Origin of the sequence: Micrococcus endophyticus (genome assembly GCF_014205115.1) — a bacterium.
Taxonomy (GTDB): Bacteria; Actinomycetota; Actinomycetes; order Actinomycetales; family Micrococcaceae; genus Micrococcus; species Micrococcus endophyticus.
In genome coordinates, this window is sequence record NZ_JACHMW010000001.1 from 1,254,063 (window position 1) to 1,277,041 (window position 22,979).

Below are 22,979 nucleotides of genomic sequence, written 5' to 3' on the forward strand. Positions count from 1 at the left end.
TCAGCGGCGGTGCCCGATCTCGGCCAGGACGGCCTCGAGCGCCTCGAGGAAGGCGGTGGTCTCCTCCTCGGTGCCGGCCGTGACGCGCAGGTGGTGCGGGATGCCCACGTCCCGCACGAGCACGCCGAGCTCGAGCAGGCGGCGCCACACGTCCGCCGCATCCTCCAGGTGGCCGAAGAACACGAAGTTCGAGTCCGAGACGGAGGGCTCCAGCCCCAGCTCGCGCAGGGTCGCCACGATCCGATCGCGCTGGCCCTTGATGTCCTCCACGGTCTCCAGCAGGGCGTCCACGTGGTCCAGGGCCGCCTCCGCGGTGGCCTGGGTGACGGCGGAGAGGTGGTAGGGCAGGCGCACGAGGCGCAGCGCGTCCGCGACGGCGGGATCGGCGGCGAGGTAGCCCACGCGCGCGCCGGCGAGCGCGAACGCCTTGGACATGGTGCGGGTGACGATCAGCCGCTCGCGGCCAGGCAGCAGGGTGAGCGCGGAGCGGGTGCCGGCGAGGGCGAACTCGGCGTAGGCCTCGTCCACCACGATCATGGCCCCGGGTCCGCCGGCGGCCTCGTTCTCGGCCTGGGCCGCGTAGACGGCCTCGATGGTGGCCAGGTCCAGGGCGGTGCCCGTGGGGTTGTTCGGCGAGGCGAGGAACACCACGTGCGGGCGGTGCTCGCGGACCATGGCGGCGGCGCGCTCGGCGCTGAGGGTATGGTCGGCGGCGCGCCCGCCGTCGACGAACGCGGTGTCCGTGCCGCCGGCCAGCAGCGGGTACATGGAGTAGGAGGGCAGAAAGCTCAGCAGCGTGCGCCCGGGCCCGCCGAACGCCTGGAGGATCTGCTGGAGGATCTCGTTCGACCCGTTCGCGGCCCACACGTGGCCCTCGGTGAGTCCGTGGCCGAGGTAGCGGGCCAGGGCGCGGCGCAGCGCCGTGAACTCCCGGTCCGGGTACCGGTTGAGCCCGCCGGCCACGGCGGCCACCCGCTCGGCGATGGCCGTGGCGACCTCCTGCGGCACCGGATGCGTGTTCTCGTTGGTGTTGAGCATGTGCGGCACGTCCAGCTGGGGGGCGCCGTAGGGGCTCAGGCCGCGGAGGTTCTCGCGCAGGGGCAGGGAGCTGAGGTCGGTCATGCCCGCCAGTCTAGGAAGGGGCCGAGGCCGGCCCCGCCGTGCGTCACCGCGTGGCCGGGATGAAGAGCTCCTCGCCGAGGGCCGGGGCGCGGCCCTCCAGGCCGTTGAGCTCGTCGATGGCCGCGATCACCTCGTACACGTCCTCCTCGGGCGCGATTGTGGTGGCGATGGTCCAGAGGCTGTCCCCGGGCATCACGGTGACGGTCTGCGTGGCCGGCGCCGCGGTGTCCGCGGAGACGGCGGCCGGGGACAGCAGCACGCCCAGCAGGAAGGCCACGGCCAGGGTGGCCGCCGCGGCGGCGGCCATCACGGGGATCCCGCGCAGCAGCAGCCGGCCGCGGCGGGTCAGGCGGATGGCGGCCGGACGCCGCCGCGCGGCCGCGGGCGAACCGGCGAACTGTGCGGTCATGAGCGTCATGGTGTCCTCCTCTGAGGGCTTGCGCCCCGTGGCGTGATCGAACATCTGTTCGATTCCGTTCGAACCCATTTCTAGCACACGCGTTCGAGACACGCCACGCCCGGATCGAACATATCTTTGAATGCGACGGGGCTCTCCTCTAGGCTCGAGGCGACGCACGGACGCGCCGGCGCCGCCTCGTGAGCCCGCCATCAAGGACAGGCAACCATCGGGGGCGGACACGGTAAGCGGACGGCCGGCCGCCGGACGCCGGAGCACGAGGCCGGCCACCATCGACCCCCGGGAGAAACGGACGCCAGCCATGGCCACCACCGACGAGCAGCCGGCGTCGCCCGCGCCGCTCACCGACCGCCAGCGCCGGATCGTGCAGACCATCCGGGACGCGATCGCCGAGCACGGCTACCCGCCGTCCATGCGCGAGATCGGCGACGCCGCCGGCCTGGCCTCCCTCTCCTCCGTCACCCACCAGCTGGGCCGCCTCGAACAGCACGGCTACATCCGCCGCGACCCGGGGCGCCCGCGCGCCCTCGAGGTGCTGCTGGACGTGGACGGCACGCCGCTGGGCGAGGCCGCACCGCCCGCCGCCGCCGCGCCGTCGGGACTGCCGGCCATCCCGGCCTGGCACACGGGGGCGGAGGACGCGGACACCGTGCCCGTCCCGTGGGTCGGCCGCATCGCGGCCGGCGGGCCCGTGCTCGCCGAGCAGCAGGTGGAGGACGTCATGGCGGTCCCCCGGCGCCTGACCGGCGAGGGCGAGCTGTTCATGCTGCGCGTGACCGGCGACTCCATGGTGGACGCCGCCATCTGCGACGGCGATTGGGTGGTGGTGCGTCGCCAGGAGACCGCGGAGAACGGGGACATCGTGGCCGCGCTGCTCGACGACGAGGCCACGGTCAAGACCTTCCGCCGCCGCGACGGGCACACGTGGCTGCTGCCGCAGAACACCGCCTACGAGCCCATCCTCGGCGACCACGCCACCGTGATGGGCCGCGTGGTGACGGTCCTGCGCGCCCTCTGACGGGCGGGCCCTCCCCCGCACGCGGCTCCGGTCCGCGGCCGACCCTGGCCGCAGACCGGAGCCGTCGTCGTCCGGGTGCGGTCAGGACTCCGTCTCGGCCAGCCGGCCGAGGACGCCCAGGACCACCCCTCGGTCCGTGGTGCGCCAGAAGTCCGGCAGGGCGCTCGTGATGTAGCCGCCGTAGCGCTCCGTGGCCAGGCGCGAGTCCAGCACCGCGACCACGCCGCGATCGTGGACCGAGCGCACCAGGCGCCCGGCGCCCTGGGCCATTCGCACGGCCGCGTGCGTGGCCGAGATCCGCATGAACCCGTTGCCCCCGTGGCGTGCCACGTCCCGGGTGCGCGCCTGGGAGAGCGGGTCGTCCGGCCGCGGGAACGGGATGCGGTCGATCACCACGAGCCGGAGCGAGTTCCCGGGCACGTCCACGCCCTGCCACAGGCTCATGGTCCCGAACAGGGACGTGTCCGGCTCCTCGGCGAACTGGCGCACGAGGGCCGAGAGGGTGGCGTCGCCCTGGCACAGCACGGTGGCCTTGGGACCGAGCCGACGGCGCATCTCGGCGGCCGCGTCCTCGGCGGCCCGGCGCGAGGAGAACAGGCCCAGGGCCCCGCCGCCGGAGGCGCGCAGCAGCGCCTCGAGCTCGTCCAGGGACTCCGGCGAGGCCGTGCGCCCGGGGCGGGGCAGATGCCGGGCCACGTAGAGCACGCCCTGGCGCGGGTAGTCGAAGGGGCTGCCGACGTCGAGCGCTTCGAAGCGGGGCGCGTCCGCACCGGCGAGGCCGACGTCGCCGGCCACCGAGTCGAAGCGCCGCTCCCCCGCGCCCACCGTCAGGGTGGCCGAGGTGAGCACGGTGGTCGCCTTGCCGAACAGGCCCTCGCGCAGCTTGCCGGCCACGGAGATGGGGGCCACGAAGAGCTGCGGCGGGTCCGACTCGTCACCGGGCTGCCACCCGACCCCGGGCTCGAAGCGGCCGGGGCGGGTGGCCCACAGCACCTCCGGGAAGTCCGCCTCGGGGCGGGCGGCGAGCATGCGCTCCACCACCTCGAGCACCTCGAGCACCCGCGAGCGCGCCATCTGGCGTCCGCCGTCCGCGTCGGCTTCCTTGTCCTTGTCCTGGCCCAGGTCCGAGAGGCACTGGCGGGCCGCGGAGAGGACGGCGTTGAGCGCCTGCTCCTGCACCTCGTCCGGCCCGGCGGCCAGCAGGCCCGAGGGCGCGTCCGTGAACGCCCGGTCCAGGCCCGCCCCGGCCTCCATCAGGTCCTCGACGGCCACGGTGGTGTGCTTGCGCAGCGAGGTGGCGGCCCCGTGCACGATCGAGCCGGACAGCTGCCCGGTGACGGCGCCGGTGACCCGGTCCTGCAGCTCGTGGGCCTCGTCCACCACCACCGCGGAGTAGGCCGGCAGCACGGCCAGCCCCTCGAACGCGCTGATCGCGAGCATCGCGTGGTTGGTGACCACCACGTCCGCGTCCGCGGCGTCCGCGCGGGCCCGCTCCGAGAAGCACTCCTCGGCCATCGGGCAGCGGGAGGCGCCGAGGCAGTCGATCGCCGAGACGGACACCTGGCGCCAGGCCCGGTCCGTCACGGGCACGTCCAGGTCGTCGCGGTCCCCGGTCTCGGTCTGGTCCGCCCAGGCGCGCAGGTACATGACCTCCTTGCCCAGCAGCGAGCTCGGACCGCCCGTGCCGTCGGCGGCGGAGCCGAGCAGGCCGCCGTCGTCCGCCACGGTGAACAGGGCCTCCTCGCCCTCGTCCCCCGGGTAGCCGCCGTCCACCTTGTGCCGGCACAGGTAGTTGGAGCGGCCCTTCACCAGGGCCACGACCGGCTCGCGCGGCAGCTCGTCCTTGAGCGCCTCGACCAGGCGGGGGGCGTCCCGCTTCATGATCTGCGCCTGCAGCGCGAGCGTGGCGGTGGCGACGACGACGGGGTCCTCCTGCGTCATCGCGTGCTGCAGGGCGGGGATGAGGTAGGCGAGGGACTTGCCGGTGCCCGTGCCGGCCTGCACCAGCAGGTGGCGGCGCGACTCGAGGGCGCGCGCCACCTGCAGGACCATCTCGCGCTGGCCGGCGCGCTGCTGGCCGCCGGTCGCCTCGACGGCGGCGTCCAGCAGGCGCAGGGCCTCGCGCTCGTGGTCCGTGCGCGGCTGCGCGCCCTCGCCGGCCGCCGTCGTCCCCTCCGTCCCCGTGCCGCTCACGAGGCCGCCGGGTCCACGACGTAGTCCTCGTACTCCGGGGCCAGGTCCTGGCGCACGAGCACGGACAGGCGCGTGCCGCCCTCCTCGTAGCCCTCGGCCAGGATCTCCGCGTCCTCCGAGTGGAGGCGGGAGACGAGCTCGCCCCGGGTGAACGGGATGAGCAGCTCGAGGCGGACGTCCGGCCGCGGGATGGTGGCGGCGATCGCCCGCTCCAGCTCCTCGATGCCCTCGCCCGTGCGGGCGGAGACCACCACGGTGTGGGGCTCCTTCGCGCGGATGCGGGCGACGACGGCCGGGTCGGCCGCGTCCGCCTTGTTCAGCACGATGATCTCGGGGATCCGGTGGGCGTCCACCTCCGCGAACACGGAGCGCACGGCCGAGATCTGTCCCTCGGGGTCCGGGTGCGAGCCGTCCACCACGTGCAGGATGACGTCCGCGTCCGCGACCTCCTCGAGGGTGGAGCGGAACGCCTCGACGAGCTGCGTGGGCAGGTTGCGCACGAAGCCCACCGTGTCCGAGAGCGTGTAGCCGATGCCGTCCGGCGTCATGGCCTTGCGCACCGTGGGGTCCAGCGTGGCGAACAGGGCGTTCTCCACGAGCACCCCGGCGTGGGTGAGCCGGTTCAGCAGCGAGGACTTGCCCGCGTTGGTGTACCCGGCGATCGCCACCGAGGGCACCCGGTTGCGGCGCCGGTTGGCGCGCTTGGCCTCGCGGGCCGGCTTCATGCCGGCGATGTCCTTGCGCAGCTTCGCCATCCGCGTGCGGATGCGGCGGCGGTCCAGCTCGATCTTCGTCTCGCCGGGGCCGCGGGAGCCGATGCCCTCGCCGCCCGCGGCGCGGCCGCCGGCCTGGCGGGACATGGACTCGCCCCAGCCGCGCAGGCGCGGCAGCAGGTACTCGAGCTGGGCCAGCTCCACCTGGGCGCGGCCCTCGCGGGAGCTGGCGTGCTGGGCGAAGATGTCCAGGATCAGGGCGGTGCGGTCGATGACCTTCACGCGCACCACGTCCTCGAGCGCACGGCGCTGGGACGGGGCGAGCTCGGAGTCCACCACCACGGTGTCCGCGCCCGAGAGGGCGACGATCTCCGCCAGCTCCTGTGCCTTGCCCTTGCCCAGGTAGGTGGCCGGGTCCGGGGTGGCGCGGCGCTGGATGACGCCGTCGAGCACCTCGGAGCCCGCGGTCTCCGCGAGCGCGGCGAGCTCGCGCAGCGAGTTCTCCGCGTCCTCGGCCGTGCCCTCGGTCCAGACGCCGGCCAGCACCACGCGCTCCAGCCGCAGCTGGCGGTACTCGACCTCGGTCATGTCCTCGAGCTCGGTGGACAGGCCCTGGACGCGCCGCAGGGAGTGGCGCGCGGCGAGCTCGTCCTGGTCGCCGTCCGCCGCGGTGTGGCCGTCGCCGCCCTCGGCGAGGGCGAGCGCGCGGCCCGCGAGCGCGGAGGTCCGGTCCGGGGTGCCGGCGTCGGCGTCCCCGGCGGTCTCCGCGTCGGCGCGGCCGGGCGTGTCCGCACGGTCCTGCGCCTCGGAGCGGCGGGCGTCGTCGGCCGCGAGGATGCGGTCGATCACGGCCTGGATCTCGTCCTCGGAGCCGCCGGCGGGGGTGGGGTTCTTCTCTTCAGTCATGGTCTCCTCTGGGACGCCTCGCTCGGGCGTCCCGATGTCAGTTCAGGGTAGTGGGTGGGGCGGACGCGCTAGCCGGTCATCCCCACGGGGCGGACGTACCGGCTCACGCGGACCACCCGGTGGAAGCGTTCGCGGATCCACGCCTCGTCCTCGAGGGAGGCGTGGAAGAGCCCCTTGACGGGGGCCGAGAGGGCGGGCGGGGTCCTGATCAGGGCCGCGACGTCGTCGCCGTCCACCCAGCTCTCCAGGTGGACCTGGAGGTACACGTGGTCCCGGGCGAAGCCGTGCGCGCGGTACCAGGCGTTCGCCGCCTCGTCCTCGCGCGTCCACGCGTCCACGTGCCGGACCCGCTCGGGCAGCCGCTCCAGGACGGCCTCGAACAGGCGGCCGGCCAGGCCCCGACGCAGGTGGTCCGGGTGGACGGCCAGGGTGTCGATCGTGGCCAGCCCGGCGTCGTCGCCGTCCGCGACGCCCACGGAGGCGTCGAGGATCCCGGCGACCGTGCCGGCGTCGGGCCCGTCACGCACCACGGCGACCCACTGGAGCGAGTCCGCGGGGTCGGCCACGTCGGGGTCGGGGACGGGGTGGGCGGCGTGGACGTCGTCGTGGTTCTGGGTGTCGAGGAAGGCGAGGACCCGGCAGCGCAGCCACGACGGCTCGTCCTCGGGTGTGCAGGGGTGGACGATGTAGTCCATGGGGGGGTGTCCTGTTCGCGTCGGCGGGATCCGGGCGCACGAGGGTGCGGACCGGAGCGGGATGCGGAGCGATCGACGGCGGCCGGAGCGAGGGCTCGACGGGCGGCGGCGATCAGGCGAACAGCAGGAACATGCGGACCATCCTAGCGGCCGCCCGCCGCCGGCGACACCCCTCTCCCGTGGGCGAACACGCGCCGGCCGTGCCTACGCTGGGCCGCATGACCCCGCACCCGGACCGGCACGTCACCGCCCTCGTGGTCGGCGCCGGCCAGGCCGGGCTCTCCGCCGCCCACCACCTGCGCCGCCGCGGCTTCCAGCCCGTCGGCCCCGGCGAGGCCCCGGGACCGGCCCCCGCGGGGGCGCCGGGCACGTTCGCCGTCCTCGACGCCGAGGAGCGCCCCGGCGGGGCGTGGCTGCACCGCTGGGACACCCTCACGATGGGCTCGGTCAACCACATCCACGAGCTGCCCGGCCACCCGGTGCCGCCGGCGGACCCGGCCGCGCGGGCCAACGCGGTGCTGCCCGCCTACTTCGCCGAGTACGAGGAGCGCTTCGACCTGCGCGTGCACCGCCCCGTGCGCGTGTCGCGGGTGGAGCGGAGCGGCGAGCCCGGGGCCGCCGAGGGGTTCCGGGTGCACACCGACGCGGGCACGCGGACGTGCGGGTTCCTGGTCAACGCCACCGGGACGTGGACCTCGCCGCACTGGCCGGCGGTGCCGGGCCGGCGGGAGTTCCGCGGCCGGCAGCTGCACACCCACGACTACCGCGGCCCGGAGGAGTTCGCCGGGCGGCGCGTGGTGGTCGTGGGCATGGGCGTCTCCGCGACCCAGCACCTGGCCGAGGTCTCGCGCGTGGCGGACACGCTCTGGGTGACCCGCCGCGAGCCCCGCTGGATCGACGACCCGGACCCGGGCCACCTCGCCGAGTCGGTGGAGGGCGTCGACGAGCGCACCCGCCTCGGCCTGGCCCCGCGCTCCGTGGTGAGCGCGACCGGCATGTTCCGCTCCGACTGGGTGCGCGAGGCGCAGGCCCGCGGGGTGCTCGAGCGCCACCCCATGTTCGAGCGGATCGAACCGGACGGGGTGCGCATGCCCGACGGCTCCCTCGAGCGCGCCGACGTCATCCTCTGGGCCACCGGCTTCCGCCCCGCCGTCCGCCACCTCGCCCCGCTGCGCCTGCGCACGCCCGACGGCGGCATCCGGGCGGCGCACGGCCGCGCCCTCGACGAGCCGCGCCTGTTCCTCATCGGCTACGGGCCGTCCCAGTCCACCGTGGGCGCCAACCGCGCCGGCCGGGACGCCGTGCGGGCGATCCTGGCGGACCTGCGGGCCGCCGGCGCCGCCTGACTACGATGGTCGCCGTGACCTCGCCTGCGCACTACTTCTCCCCCGACCCCGGCACCCCCGAGCGGCGCCGCCGCGTCGACGTCGAGCTCGCCGGGCGGCGCGTCACCCTGCAGACCGCCAACGGCGTGTTCTCCCCGGACGGGATCGACAAGGGCACCTCGGCCCTGCTCTCGGCCGTCCCCGCGCCCCCAGCGCGCGGCGCGTTCCTCGACGTCGGCGCCGGCTGGGGCCCGCTCGCCCTCACCCTGGCCCTGGCCTCCCCCGAGGCCGAGGTGACCGGCGTCGAGGTGAACGAGCGCTCCCTGGCCCTGGCCCGCGACAACGCGGCCGCCGTCGGGGCGCAGAACGCGCGCTTCCTCACCCCCGAGCAGGTCCCGGACGACGCCCGGTTCGACCTGATCTGGTCCAACCCGCCGATCCGCATCGGCAAGGCCGCCCTGCACGATCTGCTGGCGCAGTGGCTGCCGCGCCTGGCCCCCGGCGGCGAGGCCTGGCTCGTGGTGCAGAAGAACCTCGGGGCGGACTCGCTGCTGCCGTGGATCGCGGGGATGCTCCAGGAGCAGGCACCCGGAGAGTTCACGGCGACGCGGGCGGCCACGGTCAAGGGCTTCCGGATCCTGCGGATCTCGCGGGCGGCCGAATCGTCCTCCTGAACGGACCGTCCTGGATCGTGTCGAGGGCATGAGCAGCCTGGCCACCGTGAAGGACACCGTGACCACCGCCGGCACCGCTGAGCTCGAGACCGACATCCTGGTGATCGGCTGGGGCAAGGGCGGCAAGACCCTCGCCACGACGCTCGGCTCCCAGGGCCGCAAGGTCACCCTCGTGGAGCGCGACGCCGGCATGGTCGGCGGCACCTGCATCAACGTGGCGTGCGTGCCCACCAAGGCCCTCGTCCACCGCGCCGACGCCGTCCGCCCCGGGGACGACCCGGACGCCGCCGTCGCCTCCGCCTGGGACTTCCGCGACGCCCTCACCTCGAAGCTCCGCGACGCGAACCGCGCCATGCTCGAGGACCTGGACGCCGTCACCCTCGTCCAGGGCGAGGCCCGCTTCACCGGCGAGCGCACCGTCGAGGTCCGCCCCGCCGAGGCCGCGGACGGCGACGACGACGGCGAGCGCCTGACCATCCGCGCCCGGCACGTGGTCGTCAACACAGGCACCACCCCCCTGCGCCCCGAGATGCCCGGCGTGGACCTGCCCGGCGTGCACGACTCCGAGACCCTGCAGCTGCAGATGGACCGCAGCCGCGCGCCGCGCCGCGCCGTCGTCGTCGGCTCCGGCCCCGTAGGCCTGGAGCTGGCCTCCATGCTGGCCGGCTTCGGCGCCGAGGTGACCGTCCTGGTGCGGGGCGAGCAGATCCTGCCCGACGAGTCCGACGCGGTCCGCGACTCCCTGGTCGAGGCCCTGCAGGACCGCGGCGTGCACCTGGCCACCGGGGCCTCCGCCACGGGCTTCGCCGAGGCCGACGGCGGCCTGCGCGTGGACCTCGAGGAGGGCGAGCCGATCGCCGCGGACATCGTGGTGCTGGCCACGGGCCGCGCGTCGACCGCCCAGGCCCTGCACCCGGCGGCCGCCGGCATCGAGCTGGACGAGAAGGGCTTCATCGCCGTGGACGAGCACCTGCGCACCTCGGCGCCGGACGTGTGGGCCGTGGGCGACGTCAACGGCGGGCCGCAGCAGACCTACATCTCCCTCGACGACCACCGGATCGTCACCGGCCAGCTCGGCGGGGACGGCGCGTACTCGCGCGCCGACCGCGTGGCCGTGCCCACCACGGTCTTCACGACGCCGCCGCTCGGCTCGGTCGGCATGACCGCGGAGCAGGCCCGCGAGGCCGGCCACGAGGTGAAGGTCGCCTCCAAGCCCGTGGCGAAGATCGCCGCCATGCCGCGCCCGAAGATCGAGGAGGACGCCCACGGCGTCATCGAGGTGGTCGTGGACGCCGCCACCGACCTCGTGCTCGGCGCCCGCCTGCACTGCGTGGAGGCGCAGGAGCTCGTGAACCTCGTGGCCCTGGCCATGCGCGCGGACGTCACGGCGTCGGCGCTGCGCGACGGGATCTGGACGCACCCCTCCGCCACCGAGGCGCTCAACGAGGTGCTCGGCGAGCTGAGCTGACGCTCAGACGGTGAGCTCGCCGTCGAAGACGAGCTCGGCCGGGCCGGCGAGCACCACGTGCTCGGTGCCGTCCGGGTGGGCGACGAAGTCCACGCCGAGGACGCCGCCGGGGACCTCCACGAGCCACGAGTCGGAGCCGCCCTCGCCGGACCACGCGCGCATGGCCACCGCCACCGCGCACGCGCCCGTGCCGCAGGACTGGGTCTCCCCCACCCCGCGCTCGTGCACGCGCATGCGCACGCGGCCCACGCCCTCGCGGACGAGGGGCTCGTGCGCCGCCACGAACTCCACGTTGGTGCCGTGGGCCGGCGCCGGGTCCACCTCCGGGGCGCGGGTGAGGTCCAGCCCCTCGAGGTCCTCGAAGGAGGCCACCGGCACCACCGTGTGCGGGTTGCCCATGGAGACGCTCAGCGCCGGGCGGGGGTCGGCCAGGCCGGCGGTGAGGACCATCGCGTCCGAGGCCGCCTCCTCGGCCAGCTCCGGATCGAGGTAGGACCACGGGCCCATGTCGATCGCGTAGCCGTGGGCGAGGCGGCTGACGGTCTTCACGCCGGCCCGCGTGCCGATGGTGATGGACTCGCCGGGGGCGAGGTCCACGAGCCCCTTCTCGGCGAGGAAGTGCACGAACACGCGCACCCCGTTGCCGCACATCTCCGCGATCGACCCGTCCCCGTTGCGGTAGTCCATGAACCACTCGGCCTCGGGGTGCGCGGCGAGCAGGGCCCGGCCCTCCTCGACGTGGCGGGAGGGCACGGCGCGGATCACGCCGTCCCCGCCGATCCCCCGGTGCCGGTCCGCGAGCACCGCCACCTGGGCGGCCTCGAGGTGGACGTTGCCGTCCGGGTCGGCCAGGAGCACGAAGTCGTTGCCGGTGCCGTGGCCCTTCGTGAAGGGCACGCGGGGGGCGGCGTCGGACGTCGGGGCCGCAGCGGCGGCGGTCTTCTCGGTCATGGGGTCAGTCTAGGAGCCGGCCACCACGGCCAGCGCCTGCGCGACGACGTCCGGGGCCAGGGCGTCCACCCAGTGCACGCGCGGGTCGGCGCGGAACCACGTCTCCTGCCGGCGGGCGAAGCGCCGGGTGGCGACGACGGTCTGCTCGGCGGCCTGCACCGGCGTGAGCGTGCCGTCCAGGACGGCGAGCATCTGCGCGTAGCCGATGGCCCGGGAGGACGTGGGCCCCTGGCGCAGCCCGTCCGGGCCGGGCACGTCCAGCGCGCGGACCTCGTCCAGCAGCCCGGCGGCGAGCATGCGCTCCACCCGGGCCTCGATCCGCTCGTGCAGCACGGCGCGCTCCAGGCTCAGGCCGATCTGCACCACCGGCGCCACGGAGGGCTCGTGCTCGCGCCGCGGCATGAACGCGGAGAAGGGCCGGCCCGTGATCCGGTGGACCTCGAGGGCACGGACGAGGCGCCGCGCGTCGGCCACCTTGGCCGCGGACTCGGGGTCGACGGCGGCCAGCTCGGCCCGCAGGGCCGCCTCCCCGCGCTCGGCCAGCTCGGCCTCCACCGCGGCCCGGACCTCCGGGTCCGTGGGCGGGAACTCGAGCACGTCCAGCGCCGCCCGCACGTACAGGCCGGAGCCGCCCACGAGGATCGGGGTCCGCCCCCGGGAGCGGACGTCCGCGAACACGCCGCGGGCCGCGGACTGGAAGGCGGCCACCGAGGCCTCCTGCCCGACGTCGAGCACGTCCAGCAGGTGGTGCGGCACGCCCTCGCGCTCGGCCTCGGTCACCTTGGCGGTGCCGATGTCCATGCCCCGGTAGAACTGCAGCGCGTCCCCGTTGACGACCTCCCCGTCCAGGGCGTGCGCCAGCGCGACGGCGAGGGCGGATTTGCCCGTCGCCGTCGCCCCGACCACGGCGACGACGGGCGGGCGGGCGGCGCGCATCAGGACCGGGGGCGCAGCGTGGGCATGCCGAGGCTCGTGGCCCCGGCGCCGCCGGAGGCGCCCGGCGTCGGCACCCCGCAGGACTCGGCCTGGGCGCGGTCCCAGGCGTCCCCGGCGCGCGAGCGGCGCAGCGAGTAGTCCTCGGGCGCGGGGTCCGCGACTGCGAAGAACGGGTGCGCCTCGGTGACGGTGACGGTGACGAAGTCCCCGGGGCGCGGGGTCGGCGCGCCGGCCGGCACCGAGAAGTGCACGAGACGGTTGTCCCGGGCACGCCCGGAGAGGCGGCCGCGCTCGGCGGCCTTGGTGCCGGAGTCGGCGGTGACGAGCAGCTCCTGGCGGGTGCCCACGAGCGTGGCCATCTCCTCCGCGGAGATGCGGTCCTGGAGGGCGACGAGGCGCTCGAAGCGCTCCTGCACCACGGCCTTCGGCACCTGGTCCGCCATCTCGCCGGCCGGAGTGCCGGGGCGGATGGAGTACTGGAACGTGAACGCGGAGGAGAACCGCGAGGCCTCGACCACCCGCATCGTGTCCTGGAAGTCCTCCTCGGTCTCCCCCGGGAAGCCGACGATGATGTCCGTGGTGATGGCCGCGTGCGGGATCCGCTCGCGCACCTTCTCGAGAATGCCGAGGAACCGCTTGGACCGGTACGAGCGGCGCATGGCCTTGAGCACCGTGTCCGAGCCGGACTGCAGGGGCATGTGCAGCTGCGGCATGACGTTGGGGGTCTCGGCCATCGCGTCGATCACGTCGTCCGTGAAGGCGGCCGGGTGCGGGCTGGTGAAGCGCACGCGCTCCAGGCCCTCGATCTGTCCGCATGCGCGGAGCAGCTTGGCGAACGCGCCGCGGTCCCCGAACTCCACGCCGTACGTGTTCACGTTCTGGCCCAGGAGGGTGACCTCCACGGCGCCGGCGTCCACGAGGGCCTGGACCTCGGCGAGGATCTCCCCCGGCCGGCGGTCCTTCTCCTTGCCGCGCAGGCTCGGGACGATGCAGAACGTGCACGTGTTGTTGCAGCCCACGGAGATGGACACCCAGCCCGAGTGGGTGGAGTCCCGCTTGGTGGGCAGCGTGGAGGGGAACACCTCGAGGGACTCGAGGATCTCGATCTCGGCCTCCGCGTTGTGGCGCGAGCGCTCCAGCAGCACCGGCAGGGAGCCGATGTTGTGGGTGCCGAAGACGACGTCCACCCAGGGCGCCTTGGCCTGGATGGCGGCCTGGTCCTTCTGGGCGAGGCACCCGCCGACGGCGATCTGCATGCCGGGGTGCGCGTCCTTCACGGAGCGCAGGTTGCCGAGGTTGCCGTAGAGGCGGTTGTCCGCGTTCTCGCGGACGGCGCACGTGTTGAACACCACGAGGTCCGCCTGGGCGTCCTGCGGGGCGGGGGCGTAGCCGGTGGACTCGAGGAGGCCGGAGATGCGCTCCGAGTCGTGCACGTTCATCTGGCAGCCGAACGTGCGGACCTCGTACGTCAGCCCTTCGTGGGGGCGCGCGGAGGTCTGCCGGGGGGCGGGGGCTTCGAGGGTGGGGTCCGTCAACGTCACCGCACCATTCTAGGAACCTCGGGCGGGGCGCGGGGCCCGCTCACTCCTCGAGCTCGCCCAGCACCTCCTTCACGACGGCGAACGCGAGGCCGCCGCCGTACCCCTTGCGCCCCAGCATGCCGACGAGGCGCCGGGTCACCTTGTCCCGCTCTGCGCGCGCGTCCGGTCCGTTGCCGGCGGGGACCCGGCGGCCGCGCAGGCGGCGGCGGACGAGCTCGAGGGCGGCGGCACGCTCGTCCTCCCCGTCGATGGCCTCGAGCGCCTCGGCCGCGACGTCCCGGTCCACACCCTTCTGCCGCAGCTCGTGGCCGATGGCCCGCCGGGCCAGTCCCTTGGACCGGTGGCGGCTGCGGACCCATACCTCGGCAAAGGCGACGTCGTCCACGAGCCGGACCTCCTCGAACCGGTCCAGGACCCGGGCGATGAGCTCGGGCTCGGCCTCGCGCTCGGCGAGCTTGGCCTCGAGCTGGCCGCGGGAGCGCGGCCCCAGGGCGAGCTGCCGCAGGACGACCTCGCGGGCGGCCTCCTCCCGATCCCTCGGCTCGGCGGGCAGGGGCGCGGGCCCCGGGCGACGGCGCGGCCGGCCGTCTTCGCGGGCGTTCGCCTCCTCGGGAGTGGACGCGGCTTCAGGGGCGGACGCGACATCCGCGGCGGCCAGGCGGGCGGTCCGGCGGCGCGCGCGCCGCGCCTCGGAGGAGGTCCCCCGGGCGCCGCGCCCGCCGCGCTCGGGCCGCGCGTCCACCGACCAGGGCAGCACCCGCGACGCAGCGCCGGGGGCAGGGCTGGGCAGGTCGCTCGCCCGGCCCAGGAGGGAGCCCAGGTCCGGCGGCCCTGCCTCGTCCGGCGCCGCTGGGGGGTCGGACGGCGCTGCCGAGGAGCCGTTCTCCGCCGCGGCGAGGGGCGGATCGTCCGGGCCGTCCGTCGGGGCCGCCGGCGGCTCCTCCATGCCCCCGGCCGCGGCCGGGGCATCGGCCTCGGGCACGCCCGCCAGCTCGAGCCACATCCGGGCGGCGTCGGTGTCGCGCGCGTCGTCGAAAGCAGACGCGCCGGAGGCGTCGCCGCTCCGGCCGGTCCTCTCGGACCGGCGGGCGGCGGCGCCTCCGGCGTCCCTGCGGGCTCGGGTCATCCGGCCGCGGTGTCACCCGGGACTGCGGTCAGGGCCGGGGCCTCGTCCGCCTCGGCCTCCGGGTCCACGCCGATGCCGAGCTTCGTGAGGATCCGCTCCTCGATCTCCTGGGCGAGGTCCGGGTTGTCCTTGAGGAACCGGCGGGCGTTCTCCTTGCCTTGGCCCAGCTGGTCCCCGTCATAGGTGAACCAGGCGCCGGACTTCTTCACGATGCCCTCCTCGACGCCCATGTCGATCAAGCCGCCCTCGCGGGAGATGCCCACGCCGTAGAGGATGTCGAACTCGGCCTGCTTGAAGGGCGGGGCCATCTTGTTCTTCACGATCTTCACGCGGGTGCGGTTGCCGACGGGGTTGCCGGCCTCCTTGAGCGTCTCGATGCGGCGAACGTCGATGCGCACCGACGCGTAGAACTTCAGCGCCTTGCCGCCCGTGGTGGTCTCCGGGGAGCCGAAGAACACGCCGATCTTCTCGCGCAGCTGGTTGATGAAGATGGCCGTGGTCTTGGTCTGGTGCAGCCGGCCGGTGATCTTGCGCAGCGCCTGCGACATCAGGCGGGCCTGCAGGCCCACGTGGGAGTCGCCCATCTCGCCCTCGATCTCGGCGCGCGGGGTCAGCGCGGCCACGGAGTCGATCACGACGATGTCCAGGGTGCCGGAGGAGACGAGCATGTCCATGATCTCCAGGGCCTGCTCGCCGGTGTCCGGCTGGCTGACGAGGAGCGCGTCCGTGTCCACGCCGAGCTTGCGCGCGTACACCGGGTCGAGCGCGTGCTCGGCGTCGATGAACGCGGCGATGCCGCCGTTGCGCTGCGCGTTGGCCACCGCGTGCAGGGCCAGCGTGGTCTTGCCCGAGGACTCCGGGCCGTAGATCTCCACGACGCGGCCGCGGGGCAGGCCGCCGATGCCCAGGGCCACGTCCATGGCCACCGAGCCCGTGGGGATGACCTCCACCGGCGTCTGCGTCTGGTCGCCCAGCCGCATGACGGAGCCCTTGCCGAACTGCTTGTCGATCTGCGCGAGGGCGGCTTCGAGGGCCTTCTCGCGATCCGGAGTCTTGCTCATCCTTCACCCCTAGCTCTGGTGGCGGTGCGGCGGGCGTCCAGGCGCCCGCCTCGGTCATGTGCGTGAATCTACGGGGAGCGGCGGACACGTTAAGCGCCCGGGGTCCGCCTGTGGACGAGATCACCCCGTCGCACTGCTGTGCAGGACTCTACCGCACGGATCGAACATGTGTTCGACTCCCGGCGCGCCCCGGCGTCCTCACCGCTTCGGGGGCACGTCGCGGCCCAGCCGCCGCTCCTCGGGGATGTCGTGCAGCTCGCAGACGGCGAGCCAGACCCGCCGCGGGTCCACGCCGGCGGCGAGCGCCGCCGTCGCGGTGGTGTCCAGGCCGGGCAGGTGCAGGGAGTCGGCAACGAGGCCGGCCCGGCCGGGGCCGAACTCCTCGTCCATCAGCCGCTGGAACTCGCTCACGCGCATGGGCGGGGCCTCACTCGTCATCGGGGTGTGTCGTCGGTGGTGTCGCAGGGCCCGGACGCGCGGACGGCGCGGGCGCTCCCGGGTGCGGGGCGCCCGCGCCGTGCGGGTCGGGGGTCTGCGGGTCGGTGCTCAGCGGCCGGCCAGCGTGCCCAGGGACGGGTCCGCGGCGTCGGTCAGGTCGTCGGGCAGGGTGTCCGGGACCTGGATGCCCTCCTGGTCCACCAGCCGGTCCGAGACCTCGCGCAGGAGGTAGGACAGCGGGATCTCGAGGGCCTGGCAGATGGAGGCCAGCAGCTCGGAGGAGGCCTCCTTCTGGCCGCGCTCCACCTCGGAGAGGTAGCCGAGCGAGACGCGGGCGTCGTGGGAGACCTCGCGCAGGGTGCGGCCCTGGAGCTGGCGCACGTCGCGCAGGACGTCGCCGATCTCGTGGCGGAGGAGGGGCATGCTGCGCTCCTTGATGTCAGGGGTGGTCGCGCGGGGGCGGGGCTGGTCGTCGACCCAGCGCGTGATGCCGTGGGCCTGGACGGGATGTCGCATCATGTCTATCGCGTTCTCCTGGGCTGTTCCTGAAGACGGCCGGGCCGCGGGCCTGATCCCGCGGGGCGCTCTTCTTGACTCGTTCCATTCAACGTCGGGGGCGGCGTCGTTCATTCCCGGGACGCGGCGGCGGGCTCGTCCGCGGCCTCCCGGGCCTCGTCCCACCCCCGCCTGCGGTGCCGCTCGCGCAGGGAGTAGGTGGCGTTGCGGATGCGCTCGGAGTCGTCCAGGCTCGAGCCGACCGCGCCGGCCATGGTGCCCATCGAGGCCGCCAGCCACACCAGCTTGGCGTAGTCGCTCAGGTCGCTCGCGCGCTCCAGCTCGCCGCCGAGGTACTCCACCGGGATGATCATCACGGCCACCAGGAACAGGGTGGCGAAGAGCACCGCGTACACCAGCGTGCAGGCCAGCCCCACGGTGATCACCGTGGAGAGGTTGTCCAGCCGCGAGCTGTGCCGGTGCCGGGTGCCACGGGTCCAGAGCCCGTTGGTGGCGATCAGCCAGCCCACGAGCAGCACGATGGACAGGACCGTCACGGCCGCGAGCCGCCACGGGGACATCACGCTGGAGAGCACCCAGATGGAGCCGAAGAACACGCCGTAGGCGCCGGCGGCGCTCGCGGAGGCGATCGTGAACGTCATGTCCCGGGGCATGCGCAGCGGACGGTTCGCCATCACCATCCCCACGAGCAGTCGCAGGGTGCCGGTCCGCCCCTTGACGTACACGGTGGAGGCCTCGCGGCGGCCCCCGCCCATGCCGGTGATGGTGCCGACCCCGGCCTCGGTGCCGTTCAGGGGTGTCAGCGCCCGCAGCTCCTCCGTGTCCGCGGCCCCGTCCTCCTCGACCTCGGCGGAGCGGTCCGTGGACTGCACGTCCAGCTCGCCGTCCGGCGGGTCCACCTCCGGGACGGTGTCCAGGTGCTCGACGACGCGCAGCACGGTCTCGCGCAGGCGCCGGGCCGGGGTGATCACCCCGAGGGCCGGGACGCACACCACCCCGAGCCGCAGCTGGGGGACGACGTCCGCGACGACGCCGCGCCCGTCCTCGAAGCGGGGCAGGTCGACGACGGCGATCACCGTTTCCCAGCCGTGCTCGTCGGCCAGGGCGCGCACGGGCTCCTCGAGCACCATGCCGCCGTCCGCGCCGACGGGCAGCGACTCCTGCCGGGTCTCCACGCGCCAGCCGTGCGGCGCGGGCATGCGCTCCTGCAGTCGCTGCTCGAAGTCGCGCGCGATGCGGCACACGAGCGCCCAGGGGTAGCCGGGGTCGGCCACGAGGCCCACGACGCGCGGCGGGCGGCCGTCCGCGGGCGCGTGAGGGTCCTCCTCGCGGCCGTCGGCGGCCGCGCGGGGGTCCGAAGCGGAGATGACCGGAGCGGAGGGGTCCTGCGCGGAGGGGTCCGGAGTGGACCGGGAGGGAGGGGATGCGCTGCTCATCGGAGCGAACCTACGCGCGCCCGCCGAGGGCGGCCAGGAGCGGCGGGCCCGGACGGCACGCGACGTCGCTCACGCTCCGGCGCCCGGCTCCCCCGCGGCGCCCTCCCCGGTCGCCCGCTCCCCCATCGCTGCACCGAGGCGGGTCAGCGCGGCCAGGGCGGCGGCCACGGTGGCCTCGCGGATCGCCTGCCGCTCCCCGTCCAGGGCCAGCGGGATGGCGGTCGCGGCGCCGCGGCGCTCGCCGCTGAGCCCGTCCAGGGCGGCCGCCAGCCGCTCCGGGACGGCCACGCCGAGCCAGACCGTGCCCACGGGGCGGCCCTGGTGCGGCTCGGGGCCGGCCACGCCCGTGGTGGCCACCCCGACGTCCGCGCCGAGCCCCGCGCGGGCGCCCTCGGCCATGCGGCGGGCCACCTCGGGGTCGACGGCGCCGACGCGCTCGAGCAGGTCCGCGGGCACGCCGAGCAGGCCCGCCTTCACGCTGTTCTGGTAGGCCACCACGCCGCCCTGCAGGACGGCGGAGGCGCCGGGCACGTCCGCGAGGCGGGCGGCCATGAGGCCGGCCGTCAGGGACTCGGCGGTGGCCACGGTCAGCCCGGCCCCCGCGAGCGCACGCACCGTCTCCTGCGCGGCCACGGGCTCAGGCCCCGCGCCGGGCGGCGAGGGCGTCCCGCCGCAGGATCCAGGCGTCCTTGACGTACTCCAGCCCGGTGAGGACGGTGAGCACGGTGGCGGCGCCGATCACGGTCCAGCCGACCCACGGCCACCAGCCGCCCACCACGGGGGCCAGCGGCATCAGCAGCAGGCCGATGCCCACGGCCTGCAGCACGGTCTTGAGCTTGCCGCCGCGCCCGGCCGGCATGACGCCGTACCGGATCACCACGAACCGCATCAGGGTGATGCCCCACTCGCGCACCAGGATCACCACGGTCACCCACCACCACAGCTCCCCCAGCAGGGAGAACAGCACGAGGGCGGCGCCCGTGAGCAGCTTGTCCGCGATCGGATCCGCGATCTTGCCGAAGTCGGTGATCAGGCCCCGTGCCCGGGCGATGTCGCCGTCGAGCTTGTCCGTGTACATGGCCGCGGCGAACAGCGCGACGGCGATCCACCGCGCGGTCGCCGAGTCCCCGCCCCACGGTCCGCCCGCCCACAGCGCCCACGCGAAGAGGGGCACCATCAGGATGCGGACCGAGGTCAGGATGTTCGGCAGGTTCCAGGCGGAGACCCGCTCCGCCTCGCCGCCCGTGCTCATCTGCCCGTGAGCTGCCACGCGTCCTCCGACCCCTCGTCGTCGTCCTCATCGTCCCAGCTCTGCGCCGCGGGCCGCGCGTCGAGGTCCTCCTGGACCAGGTCCCGCGGGCCGGCGGACGCGGGGGCGGCCGGAGCCGCCGCCGGGGCGCCGCCCTCGCCGGAGCCGCCCGACGGCGGGGCGTCGCCGGAGATGGTGGCGAGCACGTCGGCGAGGTCGTCCGGCTTGACCAGGACGTCGCGGGCCTTGGAGCCCTCGGAGGGGCCCACCACGCCGCGGGACTCCATGAGGTCCATCAGGCGGCCGGCCTTGGCGAAGCCCACGCGCAGCTTGCGCTGGAGCATGGAGGTGGAGCCGAACTGCGTGGTGACCACGAGCTCGACCGCCTGCAGGAGCAGGTCCAGATCCTCGCCGATGTCCTCGTCGATGACCTTCTCGGTCTTCTCCGGCACCACGTCCTCGCGGTACTGCACCTGCATCTGCGACTTCACGTGCTCCACCACGGCGTGGATCTCGGACTCGTTGACCCAGGCGCCCTGCACGCGCATCGGCTTGGACTTGCCCATGGGCAGGAACAGGGCGTCGCCCTGGCCCAGCAGCTTCTCGGCGCCCGGCTGGTCCAGGACCACGCGGGAGTCGGTCACGGAGGAGGTCGCGAACGCCATGCGCGAGGGCACGTTGGCCTTGATCAGGCCGGTGACCACGTCCACGGAGGGCCGCTGGGTGGCGAGCACCAGGTGGATGCCGGCCGCGCGGGCCAGCTGGGTGATGCGCACGATCGCGTCCTCGACGTCGCGCGGGGCGACCATCATCAGGTCCGCGAGCTCGTCCACGATCACCAGCAGGTACGGGTACGGGCGCAGCACGCGCTTGGAGTCCGGCGGCAGCTTCACCTGCCCGGCGCGGACGGCCTTGTTGAAGTCGTCCACGTGCTTGTAGCCGAACGCCGCGAGGTCGTCGTAGCGGGTGTCCATCTCCTTGACCACCCACTGGAGGGCCTCGGCGGCCTTCTTGGGGCTCGTGATGATGGGGGTGACCAGGTGCGGGACGCCCTCGTAGGCGGTGAGCTCCACACGCTTGGGGTCCACCATCACCATGCGCACCTCGTCCGGCGTGGAGCGCATCAGGATCGAGGTGATCATCGAGTTCACGAAGGAGGACTTGCCCGCGCCGGTGGCGCCGGCCACGAGCATGTGCGGCATCTTCGCGAGGTTGGCCACCACGTAGCCGCCCTCCACGTCCTTGCCCACGCCCATGACCATGGGGTGGTCGGTGCGCTGGGCGGCCTGCGAGCGCAGGACGTCGCCGAGGGCCACGACCTCCTTGTCCGTGTTGGGGATCTCGATGCCGATGGCGCGCTTGCCCGGGATGGGGCTGAGGATGCGCACGTCCGAGGAGGCCACCGCGTAGGCGATGTTCTTCTCCAGGGCGGTGACCTTCTCCACCTTGGTGCCGGGGGCCACCTCGACCTCGTAGCGCGTGACCGTGGGCCCGCGGGAGAAGCCGGTGACCTGGGCGTCCACCTTGAACTCGGTGAACGTGGTGGTCAGCGCGGCCACGACCCGGTCGTTGGCCTCGGAGCGCTCCTTCGGCTGGGGGCCGGCGGGCAGCAGGGCCGACTGGGGCAGGGTGTAGGACACGTCCCCGCCCAGCTCGGACTGGGTGCCGCGGGCCGGCTCGGCGGTCACGGGCGCCACGGGCTCGGGGGTGCTGGAGGGCACGGCGGCCTCGGGCGACGACAGCGCGGCCGGCCTGGCGGCGCGGCCCGGCTCCTCGTCCTCGAGGTCGACGTCGGCGTCCTCGGCGGGCTCCTCCGCGGCGGCTGCGGCCTCGCGCTGGGCGCGGGCGTGCTCGCGGACCTGCTCGAGGGCGCGGTCCGCGGCGGTGGGCCGGCGCACGCCCGCGGGCGGCGTCGGCTCGGCGTCGGCGTCCTCGGGGGCGTCCTCCTCGTCCACCCACGGGTCGAAGTCGTCCGAGGCGTCCCGGTCCGCGTCGCGCGACCCGGCCGGGTCGTCGGCCCGCTCGGCGTCGAAGACGCCCTGGGCCCCGCGCGCGGGGCGGCGCGGCGTCGGCCGCGGCAGCACCATGGTGGTGTCCGCCTCGGCGGGGGCCTCCTCCGCGTCCTGCAAGACCGGCGAGTCGTAGGCGGCGGGGGCGGTGCGCTCGGTGCCGGGCGCGGCGGCGGGCTCGGCGCCGCGGCGGTGACCGCCGAAGAGGCGGGCGAGCAGGCCGGGGCGACGCGCGGGCTCGGCCGAATGGCTGCCGGCGGGGCCGTCCAGGTAGGACTGGTCGTGGTCCGGGTGGGTGCGCGCGTCCTCGGCGTCCGCGTGCAGCGGGCCGTGCGGCTCCGCGTCGACGCGCTCCCCGCGGGCGCGCCGGCGCTCGGCGCGGCGGGCCGCCCGCTGCTCGGAGGCGCCCTCCGGGTCCTGGCCGGTGAGCCAGTCGTAGCCGCCGGCGATCCGCTGCGGGATCGAGCCCACAGGCGTGGCCGTGAGCACCAGCACGGAGAAGAAGGCGAGGGCGACCATGAGCGCCCAGACGGGCACCACGGTCAGCAGGGAGGCGAGCGGCGCCGTCGCCAGGTAGCCGACCATGCCGCCGGCGCCGAGCATGTCGTCGAACGCCTCGGCGGCCGAGGGGACCCCGGCCACGAGGTGCGCGATGCCGGCGCCCGCCACCGTGGCCATGAGCAGGCCGATGACGATGCGCCCGTTGGCGCGGTGGGCCGTGGGGCTGCGGAAGCAGCGCACCGCCACCACCACCAGGGCGATCGGCACGAGCAGGGCGAACCATCCCACGGTGCCGCCGGCCACCCCGTGCACCACGCGGCCGAAGCCGGTCTCGCGCAGGCCCCACCACTCGACGGACGCGATCACCGCGGCCAGCAGCAGCAGGAACAGGCCGGTGCCGTCGCGGCGTTCCTCGCGGTCGACGCGCACGTCCGGGCCGAGCTTGCGGAAGGCGGCGCCGACGGGCGTGGCCAGGCCCATCCACAGGGCGTGGAGGGCGCGCAGGGGCGCGGCGGGACGGTCGGCGTCGGGGACGGACGCCGTCGACGCCCTCCGCCCGGATCCCTTGCCTCCGGCGCGGCCGGAGCGGGACGAGGACGAGGAGGCCGACGATCGCGTGGGGGAAGTACGGGTCGCCATGCCCACCAAACTACCGCGAACCGCGGACGGGGCGGGCATGGCGG

Annotated in this window: 20 protein-coding genes; 4 read left to right on the forward strand and 16 right to left on the reverse strand. The window is 74.9% G+C overall.

The annotated features are described in order from the left end of the window. On the reverse strand, positions 1-1,122 hold the full coding sequence (locus tag HDA33_RS05715; protein WP_184171744.1) for a histidinol-phosphate transaminase: 1,122 nt from the start codon (positions 1,120-1,122) through the stop codon (positions 1-3). 43 nt (positions 1,123-1,165) lie between these two features. After that, entirely contained in the window at positions 1,166-1,540 is a 375-nt protein-coding gene (locus tag HDA33_RS05720; RefSeq protein ID WP_158494933.1) for a peptidoglycan-binding protein LysM, read from the reverse strand. A gap of 301 nt (positions 1,541-1,841) precedes the next feature. Between HDA33_RS05720 and lexA the strand changes: the two genes are divergently transcribed. Beyond that, complete coding sequence (gene lexA, locus HDA33_RS05725) at positions 1,842-2,558, forward strand: transcriptional repressor LexA (RefSeq protein WP_184171746.1); 717 nt, start codon at positions 1,842-1,844, stop codon at positions 2,556-2,558. A gap of 81 nt (positions 2,559-2,639) precedes the next feature. Here the strand turns inward: lexA and HDA33_RS05730 are convergent, their stop codons facing one another. From HDA33_RS05730 to HDA33_RS05740, 3 genes are all read right to left on the reverse strand, one after another. Next, positions 2,640-4,751, reverse strand: coding sequence for an ATP-dependent DNA helicase (locus HDA33_RS05730; RefSeq protein ID WP_338104269.1), 2,112 nt, complete (start codon positions 4,749-4,751; stop codon positions 2,640-2,642). Beyond that, positions 4,748-6,370 carry a GTPase HflX gene (hflX, locus tag HDA33_RS05735; RefSeq protein WP_184171748.1) on the reverse strand — a complete coding sequence of 541 codons (1,623 nt, stop codon included), beginning with the start codon at positions 6,368-6,370 and terminating at the stop codon, positions 4,748-4,750. The genes HDA33_RS05730 and hflX overlap by 4 nt, the downstream gene beginning before the upstream one ends. A 68-nt stretch (positions 6,371-6,438) precedes the next feature. Then, positions 6,439-7,065: a GNAT family N-acetyltransferase gene (locus HDA33_RS05740; protein WP_184171750.1), complete on the reverse strand. Its 627-nt coding sequence runs from the start codon at positions 7,063-7,065 to the stop codon at positions 6,439-6,441. A gap of 218 nt (positions 7,066-7,283) precedes the next feature. Here HDA33_RS05740 and HDA33_RS05745 point away from each other — a divergent pair, with 218 nt between their 5' ends. The 3 genes from HDA33_RS05745 to HDA33_RS05755 are packed head-to-tail and all read left to right on the forward strand — an operon-like array spanning position 7,284 to position 10,532. Next, positions 7,284-8,411 carry an NAD(P)-binding domain-containing protein gene (locus HDA33_RS05745; protein ID WP_184171752.1) on the forward strand — a complete coding sequence of 376 codons (1,128 nt, stop codon included), beginning with the start codon at positions 7,284-7,286 and terminating at the stop codon, positions 8,409-8,411. 5 nt (positions 8,412-8,416) lie between these two features. Next, positions 8,417-9,064 (forward strand): class I SAM-dependent methyltransferase, encoded by a 648-nt coding sequence (locus HDA33_RS05750; protein ID WP_184171754.1) that lies wholly within the window; start codon positions 8,417-8,419, stop codon positions 9,062-9,064. A gap of 28 nt (positions 9,065-9,092) precedes the next feature. Continuing rightward, positions 9,093-10,532, forward strand: a complete 1,440-nt coding sequence (locus HDA33_RS05755; protein ID WP_184171756.1) for a dihydrolipoyl dehydrogenase family protein — start codon at positions 9,093-9,095, stop codon at positions 10,530-10,532. Between the two features lie 3 nt (positions 10,533-10,535). Here HDA33_RS05755 and dapF read toward each other — a convergent pair whose 3' ends face one another. From dapF to HDA33_RS05810, 11 genes are all read right to left on the reverse strand, one after another. Further along, the gene (gene dapF, locus HDA33_RS05760) at positions 10,536-11,483 is read right to left on the reverse strand and encodes a diaminopimelate epimerase (RefSeq protein WP_184171758.1); all 948 of its coding nucleotides are present in this window, start codon (positions 11,481-11,483) and stop codon (positions 10,536-10,538) included. Positions 11,484-11,492: 9 nt separating this feature from the next. Continuing rightward, the gene (miaA, locus tag HDA33_RS05765) at positions 11,493-12,419 is read right to left on the reverse strand and encodes a tRNA (adenosine(37)-N6)-dimethylallyltransferase MiaA (RefSeq protein ID WP_184171760.1); all 927 of its coding nucleotides are present in this window, start codon (positions 12,417-12,419) and stop codon (positions 11,493-11,495) included. Continuing rightward, the gene (gene miaB / locus HDA33_RS05770; RefSeq protein ID WP_184171762.1) at positions 12,419-13,960 is read right to left on the reverse strand and encodes a tRNA (N6-isopentenyl adenosine(37)-C2)-methylthiotransferase MiaB; all 1,542 of its coding nucleotides are present in this window, start codon (positions 13,958-13,960) and stop codon (positions 12,419-12,421) included. Before miaB ends, miaA begins: the two co-directional genes overlap by 1 nt. A gap of 40 nt (positions 13,961-14,000) precedes the next feature. Beyond that, complete coding sequence (locus HDA33_RS05775; RefSeq protein WP_184171764.1) at positions 14,001-15,086, reverse strand: regulatory protein RecX; 1,086 nt, start codon at positions 15,084-15,086, stop codon at positions 14,001-14,003. After that, complete coding sequence (gene recA / locus HDA33_RS05780; RefSeq protein WP_002856498.1) at positions 15,083-16,147, reverse strand: recombinase RecA; 1,065 nt, start codon at positions 16,145-16,147, stop codon at positions 15,083-15,085. The genes HDA33_RS05775 and recA overlap by 4 nt, the downstream gene beginning before the upstream one ends. Positions 16,148-16,345: 198 nt before the next feature. After that, positions 16,346-16,564: a DUF3046 domain-containing protein gene (locus HDA33_RS05785; protein ID WP_017489564.1), complete on the reverse strand. Its 219-nt coding sequence runs from the start codon at positions 16,562-16,564 to the stop codon at positions 16,346-16,348. A 129-nt stretch (positions 16,565-16,693) separates the two neighbouring features. Then, positions 16,694-17,104, reverse strand: a complete 411-nt coding sequence (locus HDA33_RS05790; RefSeq protein WP_184171766.1) for a helix-turn-helix domain-containing protein — start codon at positions 17,102-17,104, stop codon at positions 16,694-16,696. Between the two features lie 107 nt (positions 17,105-17,211). Continuing rightward, positions 17,212-18,537 carry a hypothetical protein gene (locus HDA33_RS05795; protein ID WP_246416885.1) on the reverse strand — a complete coding sequence of 442 codons (1,326 nt, stop codon included), beginning with the start codon at positions 18,535-18,537 and terminating at the stop codon, positions 17,212-17,214. Between the two features lie 69 nt (positions 18,538-18,606). Beyond that, positions 18,607-19,170 carry a nicotinamide-nucleotide amidohydrolase family protein gene (locus HDA33_RS05800; RefSeq protein ID WP_184171768.1) on the reverse strand — a complete coding sequence of 188 codons (564 nt, stop codon included), beginning with the start codon at positions 19,168-19,170 and terminating at the stop codon, positions 18,607-18,609. A gap of 4 nt (positions 19,171-19,174) precedes the next feature. Further along, positions 19,175-19,789: a CDP-diacylglycerol--glycerol-3-phosphate 3-phosphatidyltransferase gene (gene pgsA / locus HDA33_RS05805; protein ID WP_158492159.1), complete on the reverse strand. Its 615-nt coding sequence runs from the start codon at positions 19,787-19,789 to the stop codon at positions 19,175-19,177. After that, positions 19,786-22,935, reverse strand: coding sequence for a DNA translocase FtsK (locus HDA33_RS05810; protein ID WP_184171770.1), 3,150 nt, complete (start codon positions 22,933-22,935; stop codon positions 19,786-19,788). Before HDA33_RS05810 ends, pgsA begins: the two co-directional genes overlap by 4 nt. Positions 22,936-22,979 lie beyond the last annotated feature (44 nt).